Origin of the sequence: Hyalangium sp. (assembly GCF_035629615.1) — a bacterium.
Lineage (GTDB): Bacteria > Myxococcota > Myxococcia > Myxococcales > Myxococcaceae > Hyalangium.
In genome coordinates, this window is the sequence record NZ_DASPHO010000891.1 from 1 (window position 1) to 8,466 (window position 8,466).

Below are 8,466 nucleotides of genomic sequence, written 5' to 3' on the forward strand. Positions count from 1 at the left end.
GCGGCCCCGCCACACTCCGCGCCGCATCCGCGAGCGCCCGGCCCGCGTTCTCCATGAGCAGCGCCGAGGGCATCCCGTACTGGGACGCGGCGGCCTGCTCGGCCTCTCGCATCTGCGCGGCGGTCAGGACGCTCTGCATCTCAAGGCCGCTCCTGCAGGATGACGGTGGCCGCGGCCACTCCTGCGTCATGGGTCATCGTCAGCAGCGCATCCACTCGCCGCTGCTCCATCACGTCGCGAGCCACACCGGACAGGGCAAAGCGCGGCATGCCGGAGCCGCGCACCACCTCCATGTCCCGCCAGCGGATGCCGGGCGGAGCTCCCAGCGCCTTCACCAGTGCCTCCTTGGCGGCGAAGCGCGCGGCGTAGGCGCTGGCGGCATCGGCTCGCTCGCCACACAGAGCGCGCTCGGCATCCGTGTACACGCGCTCGAGGAAGCGCTGAGCGCGCGGGCCCTGGAGGATGCGTTGGATTCGCTCCACCGAGCAGATGTCCATGCCCAGGCCGACAATCGCCATGCCCTACCCCGGGTTGCGCATCAGCTCCAGCATCTCACGCACCGCGCGCTCGAAGCCTACCAGCACCGCTCGGCCGACGATCGCGTGGCCGATGTTCAGCTCGTCGATCTCCCGGATGCGGGCAATGGGCTGCACGTTGTCGTAGTTGAGCCCGTGGCCGGCGGCCACGCTCATGCCCAGCTTCGCGGCGGACTTCGCGGCGTCGACGATGCGGCTCAGCTCCCGGCCCCGCTCTCGCTCGTTGCGCGCCTCGCAGTAGCGCCCGGTGTGGAGCTCGATCCGGTCCGCGTCCACCTTGTGCGCCGCGCGCACCTGGTCCAGATCAGGATCGATGAACAGCGAGACGGTGATCTCCCCGTCCTTGAGGTTCTTGATGATCTTCGCCACCTGCTCGCGCTGCCCGCCCACATCGAGCCCGCCCTCGGTGGTGAGCTCCTCGCGCCGCTCGGGCACCAGCGTCACCACGTCCGGCTTGTACTCATAGGCGATCTTCACCATCTCCGCGGTGGCGGCCATCTCCAGGTTGAGCAGCGTCTGGCACGTGTCCCGGAGAATGCGCAGATCGCGATCCTGGATGTGCCGACGATCCTCACGCAGGTGGATGGTGATCTGCTGCGCGCCAGCGAGCTCGGCCAAGGCCGCCGCCGTCACCGGATCTGGATACGTGGTGCGTCGCGCCTGCCGCAGCGTCGCGACGTGATCCACATTCACACCCAACCGCTGTCCCATGGGTCACTCCTTGCTCTCCCCTCTATTGGCGGCTGGCGCATGGATGTCAACACAATGGTGCAGCGGGGATTCGTTGTCGGGGCGCCTGACCGCGTGTCGCTCACCCTCCCGCTCTCGAAGGACACACCGATCCGTGCATCAGGCGGGACTCACGGAGAGGGAGTTCGCACGCCGATGAACACTTCACGCCCCCACTGGTCGCGCACGGAGCGCGCGGCGCAGCCCGTCTCCCGCAGCCAGGTCAACCAGTCGTCGCGCCGGAACAGGCCCTCGCGGTGGATCTCCTGCTCCGCCGTGATCGTCCCGTCCGCCTCGCGCAGCAGGAACGCATATGCGACCTCGTAGCGCTCGTCGCTTGGGTCTGCGTCCCAGCACCACTCCAAGTAGCGCAGGCCGCGCCCATCCGCTCCATCATGGCCCCCGCACTCCGTGCTTGGCTCGAACGTCTCACTCACGCAGTCAGGCACCAGCACCACCGCTCCGCCCGGCCGGCAGTGCGCCACCGCCGTCTCCACCGTTGCTCGCGCGGCGGCGCGATCCGCCGCGTACATGATCGCGTCGTACACCAGCACCCGGTCGAACGTGCGCCCGAGCCGCAAGGTCGTCATGTCCCCCACGAGGTGCTCGCACTCCGGATTGAGCGCGCGGTTGACCGCCACCATTCCCGGCGCTCGGTCGGTCAGCGTCAACGCGAAGTGCGCCTTCAGGTGGAACGCCAGGCTGCCACCGCCAGAGCCAAGCTCGAGCAGCGTGCGTGCCGATCCTTCGGCCGCCGTCCTCAGCACCTCGAGCAGATCCGCCGCCTCTTCGACGTACTCCTCGGGCGGCGACCACAGGGGCCACCAGGAGGCCAGCTCGGCGTAGACCTTGAGTTCCCCTGCTGGCGTCTGGGGCGACAACCGCGCGCTTCGTGGATCCATGACCATCCTCCGAGCTCACCACCGTCTTCTGGAAGCACTCCACCGGAACCTACCACTGACCCTCCTCAGCGGCCCTGGGCGGCCTTCTTCTCCGGAGCCTTCTTCTCCGGCGTCCTGGCGGGGGTGCTCTTCACCGCCGACGCCAGCAGCTCCACGCGCCCCTCGGGGTAGATCGCGGTGAGTCGATCCCCTCGGATCTCCAGCGCCGCGAGGTGCCTGCCGTAGCCCTTGCTCAGCCCCGTGTCGATGAACAGCGCCCGCCCGCCGAACCGCACGCCAATGCGCCCGTCGCTCGTGGTGGTGTGCCCCATCACCATCCGCTTCGCGCCGAAGCGCTGCAGCACCTCGGTGAGCCCCCCGTTCCACTGCGCCTCGGGCTCCAGCGCGTAGCCTCGGAACCACAGCGGGCCCCGCGGGTCTGTCCCCCCTCCCGAGGAGCTGCCAGCGAAGAGATCCTGTCGCACCCAGCGGTTGAGCTCCGCGAGCGTCCGCGCTGACACGTCCGGCTGGAGCCCTCCGTGCATGAAGAGCGTCCCGTCGATGCGCAGCACCCCGGGGCGGCTTCGCAGCCACTGGCCATAGCGGCCCTCGGGACCAAAGGCCACGCGGTGGCCCGCGAGCCCTGGGCGTGCACCCGGCGCATCCGGTGTCGGGCTCTGGTCCGCGTACGAGGCCAGCTCCTCTGGGGTGACGTACCGCAGATCCCCGCGCATGTTCATGACCTCGTGGTTGCCCAGCAGCACGTGGACGCGGCCGCCCGCGGCGAGCGCCTCCCGCTCCAGCCGCATGAGCAGCTCGTAGCAGTCCCGGGTCCGCGGAGCCCGATCCGCGATGTCTCCCGTCTGCACCAGGTGCGCCTTCCCGCCGCTCCACCGCCCCTCCTCGTCGATGAGGCCGGCCAGCCGCAGCACCTCCATCAGCGCCTCCACGTCCCCATGCACATCTCCCACGGCCACCACGCGCTCCACGCCCTCGAAGGTGTCCGGCACCGCCTCCTCCAGACGCGGCGGCACCTCGGCAGCGACCGCCATGAGCAGCGGCATGAACAGGAGCACCCCAGCAGCAAGCCGGGCAGGAGTGTGGCGGCGCGAGGATCTCATGATCCCTCCCTATACCGGGTTCACCCCGCCCCGTGAATCCGGTGCGCCCCCTCCTCTCGTAGAGGCGCGCATGGTGCTCCTCTCCTCGCTGCTCAGTCTTGCCCTCGCCGCCAGCCCCACCCCCACTCCAGAGCCGCGCATCTCCCAGACGGAGGTGGACTACGTGGAGGGCGAAGGCGCCGACCCGGTCAAGCACACGCTCGACATCTTCCAGCCCGAGGGCCAGCAGGGACTGCCCGTGCTCCTCTTCTTCCACGGCGGCGTCTGGCAGAGGGGGGACAAGTCGGCCTACACGCACGTGGGCCAGGCCCTCGCTCGCCGGGGGATCGTCACCGTGGTGGTGAACTACCGGCTCACGCCCACGGTGCGCCACCCCGGCCATGTCCAGGATGCGGCGCGCGCGGCGGGCTGGGTGCTCGAGAACGTGGAGCGCTTCGGGGGACGCAGGGACCGCGTCTTCCTCAGCGGACACTCGGCGGGCGGGCACCTCGTCACGCTGCTTCTGTTCGATCCCAGCTACTTGAAGGCCGTGGGCCACGCGCCCGAGGAGCTGGCCGGCGTCATCGCCCTCTCCGGCGTCTTCGATCTCACCCGCCCCATCGATGACACGCCCGAGGGGGGCTTCGAGTCCTTCATCTTCCCGCCGTTCGGCCAGGACAAGGCGGCGCGGCTGGCGGCCTCGCCTCTCTCTCACCTGCGCGCCGTACGGCCCCCGCTCCTCGTGCTGCTCGCCGGCGAGGACTACAAGGACATGCGCCAGCAGTCGCGCGACTTCGTAGCCGCCCTGAAGGCCCGCAAGCTGCCCGTGAGCTTCCTCACGGTCCCAGGCCGAGGCCACTTCGAGCTCATCCAGCGCCTGGGCACTGACAAGGATCCCACCACCGAGCACCTCGTGCGCTTCGTCTCCGGCAAGCCCCTCGACGTCCGCTAGCCTTCCAACAGCGAACACCTGCACGCTCCACCGTCCGCTACCTCACGCTCCTTTCATTCACGAGCCATCGAATGGCTCGGGATGCCCTCAGGTCGTATTTCCTGGATTGCCGGACTCGCGGCACCGTCGTGTGGAAACTCGATCAAAAGGGGTCCCCCATGAAGCCCGTGCGAGTTGACGATGCCCCCCACGCCTGTCTGCCCTCTCCCGTTCCGTCCCGCCTCGCGGTGACGCTCCCGCTCGTGCTCCTGGTGGCAAGCTCCATCGCTTGCGGTCCGATGGAGCCCTCCTCCGAGGCTCCCGAGGCTTCTGAGTGGACCTCCCAGCCCCAGGATCTGGAGTCCGACAACGGCCTGTCCGCCAATGGACTGTCCGCCAACGGCCTGTCCGCCAACGGCTTGTCCGCCAACGGCTTGTCCGCCAACGGCCTATCCGGGAATGCCTTCACCTCCTGGTTCGGGCAGAACCCGGCCCAACACGACACGATGATGCGGTACCTCGTGCGCTGTGCCGTCCCCGCTGGCCAGGTCCGCACGTACACGAATCCCCAGACACAGGTCAGCTACACCTGGCCCGGCGGACTGGGGCTGGCGCCGGGCTGGGCCAGCGGACAGCCGGCAAACCTCGCGGAGCAGCAGCTCATCACCGCGTGCCTGGCGGCCCACGTCAACAAGTACGGCGTGTCCGTGTCCATCTCCGTGCTGGGCCAGACCGCGACAGGGCAGTACATCCCCTTCACGTATGAGGAGCTCGCGCACTATTCCCGCAGGGAGGCCTGCTTCTTCGGCAACCTCTTCAACGGCGAGGGCGTCTTCTTCGGCGTGGATGGGCCTCGGCTGCACTCCAAGGAGAGCTCTGTCCGGGCCTGTGCGCTGACCAGCGGAGCGAACGCGTGCCCGCCCCTCATCTATGCCGGGCGCTGCGACCAGCTGTGCCAGCGGGTGGGCCCGGGAGGATTCTACGTGGCGTGCAGCGCGAACGGCGTCACCTACAAGCCGCTGACGACCCGGATCTCCCGGCGGGACATCTACAAGTGCGGAGACCGCGTCTGCCAGTTCACCGAGTCATGCGGCCGAGGCAACCGCTCCAACAGTTGTGAGGCGGACTGCGGACGCTGCGCGGGCGACGACAGCTGACGCCTGTAAGCCGAGACATGGGATGCTGGCCGCATGGCGCAGACCGAACGAACGCTCTACCAGTTCCCTATCTCCCACTACTGCGAGAAGGCTCGCTGGGTGCTCGACGTCAAGGGCCTGCCATACACGCTCAAGAACCTGATGCCCGGCCTGCACCGGGGTGTGGCGAAGCGCCTGGCGAAGGGCCGCGGCACCTTGCCGGTGCTGGTGGACGGCAGCGTGGCGCTGGGCGACTCCACCGAGATCGCCCTGCACCTGGAGCGCACCTATCCCTCGCCTGCGCTGCTGCCCCCGCCCGGCCCCGAGCGTGACAGGGCCTTGGAGCTGGAGGAGTACTTTGACGGGATCGGCATCCACGTGCGCCGCTGGGCCTACGGCCACATCATCAACGGCGGCGCCGACCTGGGGCGGATGATGTTCGGGGAGTATCCGGCCCCCCAGCGCTGGCTCGGGCGCCTGATGGTTCCGCTGATCAAGCGAATCCTCGTGCGCCAGTACCACCTCCATCCTCCACAGCTGGAGGAGTCCCGGGTCAAGGTGCTGGAGGGGCTGGACCGGCTGGAGCGCGAGATCGGCGGCGATCCCTCGCGCTACCTCGTGGGCTCGTCGCTGACGATCGCGGACATTGCCGCGGCGTCGCTGCTCGCGGGGCTCGTGCTGGCCGAGGGCTCGCCCTACGCGGCCCGGCCGGACGTGCCCATGCCCAAGGCGGTGGGCCAGATGGCGGAGGAGGCGCGGCTCCGGCCCGCAGGCCAGTGGGTGCTGCGCCGCTACCAGCAGGACCGCACCCCAGCTGCTCCGAGCCGTCAGGCCGCGTGAGCCCCTGACTCGAAATATTTCGTCATATTTCCGAAGCCTCTGGGACATGCGCGCCTGCCAAGGTGAACCCTGCAACTCGCCTGGGACATGCTCAGGCGCCGAGAGACTCCGCCGTGATGCCTGGTGAGCCCGCCCCGGCGGCTTCCGCGCGCTTCACCGCCTCCATCACCTTCCGGTTGACCGGCGCATCTCGGCCCAGGGAGCGCGCCAGCTCCACCAGGGCGCCTTGAAGGTGGTCGACCTCGGTGGGCCGCCGCTTTTCCAGATCCTCCCACATCGAGGAGCGGGCCTCCGGATCGATCTTCACCATCGCTCCAGCCAGGATGTGGAACAGCAGGTCCGGCAATGCCACGACCCTGGGCAACAGCCACGGCCGCACCTTCCCCACCCGAGCGGGAACGATCCCGGCGGCGGCCAGGAGCTCCAGCGCCTCACGCTGGCTGGCGGCCAGCACGAGACGCCAGCGCCGGTCCGCCAGCTGCTGGCGAAGCGGGAGACCGGACAAGGCGTTCAGCGCGTTGTTGAGGTTCATCAGCAACTTGCCCCAGGCGAGCCCGGCCATGTCGGGATGCTCTGCCACCACCAGACCGGGGACCAACAGCTCGGTGACCAGGCCCGGCACGCCTGCCTCCACCGTGAGGCTCCCGTCGGTTCCCCGGTGGAAGCGTCCCTCTCCGCGGTGCACCACGTTGAAGGGCACCATGCCCGCGACCACCCGCTGCCCTCTCGCGAGAGCGCGTAACCGGTCAGCGTTGCCGATCCCGTTCTGCAGACTGACGACCACGGCCCCGGCCTTCGCATGGCGGGAGATGCTCTCCGCCATCTCAGCCGTCGCGCTGCTCTTGACGGTCACCAGAATCAGACCGGCCTCCGCCAGCGTGGCGTGCTCGTCCGTCACGGAGAGGCTCGTCGCCGGCACGCGACGGTCGCCGCCCTCGAGATCGGTCAAGGTGAGGCCATGTGCCTGCAGCTCCGCGACCATGCGCGGCCGAGCGAGGAAGCGCACATCACGGCCCGCCGCTGCCAGCAATCCTCCAACGAAGCAGCCGATGCTGCCTGCTCCTGCCACGACGATCGGTCCGTTCACCCCGTCTCTCCTCCGTGTCCCCTCTTGAGGGAGCTCACTTCTTCTGGAGCTTCTCGATCCAGGCCTGGGCCTTCTGGTGGATCTCGTCATCCGGCAGCGTCATGGCCATGGCTTGACGGAACTCCAGGAGGGCCTGCTTGGGTTTGGCATCCTTGATCGCGTATGCCACAAGGAAGCGCTCTCTCGCTTGAGTCTTCAGTCCGTTGAGGAGACCTGAGGCACCCACATGGGTGGGGTTCGCGTCGAGCGTCCGGCGCGAGAGCTCCACGGCTCGTTGCCACTGGCCCGCCGCCCTCGCCGCCACGGCGTTCTTGTAGAAGATGCGGGGCAAGCTCGAGTTCACGCGGCGGGCGAACACGCTCGGGCCTCCCGGTCCTGAGATCTGCTTCTCCAGCGCGAGCAGCCGCGCGAGCTCCTGGGCGTCGAGATGGTCCAGCTTCGAGTAGAGCCTGTTGAACTCCTGGAGATCCTTGAGGCCGGACTTGCACTGGGCCATCTTGGGCGCACAGGCCTTGGCAAGCACCAGGGCGCGACTCAGGTCCCCCTCCATGAAGGCGCCGACGGCCCGCTTCCAGTTCACCGTGGAATCGGGGGGCGGCGCCTCCTCGATGGTCCACCCGTGCCGCAGCCTCGAGGCGAGGAGCTGGGCTTCCTGGTGCTCCGGGAAGGCGGCGAGCACGTCCGCGACCATGGCCGAGGCCAGAGAGATCTTGCCGGTCTCGAACAGGGCCGACGCTTCGCGCAACCGGCTGTCGACGGCGCGCGGCAGGTCGCGCTTCAGCTCATTCACCTGTTCATGCATCAACGTATCCGCGCTGACCTTGTCCAGCTCGGACTTGGCTACCGCTAGCTTCTTCTCCGTCAGCGCAGCCTGGGCCGCCTTCAGGTGCTCGTGGTTGGGGACCTCCTTCTGCACATGAGCCAGGTAGTCCGCCAGGTTGGGATGATCAGGTGCCTCTGTCTGCAGCTGCAACAGTTGCGCTCTGGCTTCGGGCCACCGGTTTGCGCGGATGTGGTCCTTGGCCTGCTGGAGGAGCATGGCGAGGTGCCGCTTCCGCTCCCCTTCATAGAGGGTATCGACCGGGACCGGGTCGTGGAGGCCGCGATAGCGGCGGTACTCCCTCCAAAGCTCGCCGCCCACGAACCACACCACGAAGGTCCCCGCCAGCAACCCCAGGAAGAGCTTCAGCCAGCGCACTCCGCTCAGGGGTGGCCGGACGCCCACG

The 8,466-nt window shown here is 68.7% G+C and carries 9 protein-coding genes; 3 read left to right on the forward strand and 6 right to left on the reverse strand.

All coding sequences use genetic code 11. The features are described from left to right. Window positions 1-140: 140 nt before the first annotated feature. The 4 genes from acpS to VD972_RS44465 all read right to left on the reverse strand — a co-directional run bounded on the left by acpS (window position 141) and on the right by VD972_RS44465 (window position 3,267). A complete protein-coding gene (gene acpS, locus VD972_RS44450; RefSeq protein ID WP_324996046.1) occupies window positions 141-518 on the reverse strand; it encodes a holo-ACP synthase in 378 nt (125 codons plus the stop codon). A 3-nt stretch (window positions 519-521) separates the two neighbouring features. Then, a complete protein-coding gene (locus VD972_RS44455) occupies window positions 522-1,247 on the reverse strand; it encodes a pyridoxine 5'-phosphate synthase (RefSeq protein WP_324996048.1) in 726 nt (241 codons plus the stop codon). Window positions 1,248-1,396: 149 nt separating this feature from the next. Further along, on the reverse strand, window positions 1,397-2,167 hold the full coding sequence (locus tag VD972_RS44460; protein ID WP_324996050.1) for a class I SAM-dependent methyltransferase: 771 nt from the start codon (window positions 2,165-2,167) through the stop codon (window positions 1,397-1,399). A 65-nt stretch (window positions 2,168-2,232) separates the two neighbouring features. Further along, window positions 2,233-3,267: a metallophosphoesterase gene (locus VD972_RS44465; RefSeq protein WP_324996052.1), complete on the reverse strand. Its 1,035-nt coding sequence runs from the start codon at window positions 3,265-3,267 to the stop codon at window positions 2,233-2,235. Window positions 3,268-3,337: 70 nt separating this feature from the next. Between VD972_RS44465 and VD972_RS44470 the strand changes: the two genes are divergently transcribed. The 3 genes from VD972_RS44470 (at window position 3,338) to VD972_RS44480 (ending at window position 6,153) form a co-directional block, all read left to right on the forward strand. Beyond that, window positions 3,338-4,198 carry an alpha/beta hydrolase gene (locus VD972_RS44470; protein ID WP_324996054.1) on the forward strand — a complete coding sequence of 287 codons (861 nt, stop codon included), beginning with the start codon at window positions 3,338-3,340 and terminating at the stop codon, window positions 4,196-4,198. Between the two features lie 158 nt (window positions 4,199-4,356). Continuing rightward, the gene (locus VD972_RS44475) at window positions 4,357-5,334 is read left to right on the forward strand and encodes a hypothetical protein (RefSeq protein ID WP_324996056.1); all 978 of its coding nucleotides are present in this window, start codon (window positions 4,357-4,359) and stop codon (window positions 5,332-5,334) included. Between the two features lie 33 nt (window positions 5,335-5,367). Beyond that, window positions 5,368-6,153, forward strand: coding sequence for a glutathione S-transferase (locus VD972_RS44480; RefSeq protein WP_324996058.1), 786 nt, complete (start codon window positions 5,368-5,370; stop codon window positions 6,151-6,153). Between the two features lie 91 nt (window positions 6,154-6,244). Here the strand turns inward: VD972_RS44480 and VD972_RS44485 are convergent, their stop codons facing one another. Both VD972_RS44485 and VD972_RS44490 read right to left on the reverse strand, forming a co-directional pair. After that, window positions 6,245-7,240, reverse strand: a complete 996-nt coding sequence (locus VD972_RS44485; RefSeq protein ID WP_324996060.1) for a 2-dehydropantoate 2-reductase — start codon at window positions 7,238-7,240, stop codon at window positions 6,245-6,247. Between the two features lie 34 nt (window positions 7,241-7,274). Continuing rightward, window positions 7,275-8,466 (reverse strand): tetratricopeptide repeat protein (locus VD972_RS44490; RefSeq protein ID WP_414654246.1); only part of this gene is annotated, 1,192 nt, incomplete at its 5' end.

Coding starts and splice junctions, on each gene's coding strand:
- VD972_RS44455 (WP_324996048.1), bottom strand. CDS start 1,247: ATGGGACAGCGGTTGGGTGTGAATGTGGATCACGTCGCGACGCTGCGG.
- VD972_RS44480 (WP_324996058.1), top strand. CDS start 5,368: ATGGCGCAGACCGAACGAACGCTCTACCAGTTCCCTATCTCCCACTAC.
- acpS (WP_324996046.1), bottom strand. CDS start 518: ATGGCGATTGTCGGCCTGGGCATGGACATCTGCTCGGTGGAGCGAATC.
- VD972_RS44465 (WP_324996052.1), bottom strand. CDS start 3,267: ATGAGATCCTCGCGCCGCCACACTCCTGCCCGGCTTGCTGCTGGGGTG.
- VD972_RS44460 (WP_324996050.1), bottom strand. CDS start 2,167: ATGGATCCACGAAGCGCGCGGTTGTCGCCCCAGACGCCAGCAGGGGAA.
- VD972_RS44475 (WP_324996056.1), top strand. CDS start 4,357: ATGAAGCCCGTGCGAGTTGACGATGCCCCCCACGCCTGTCTGCCCTCT.
- VD972_RS44470 (WP_324996054.1), top strand. CDS start 3,338: ATGGTGCTCCTCTCCTCGCTGCTCAGTCTTGCCCTCGCCGCCAGCCCC.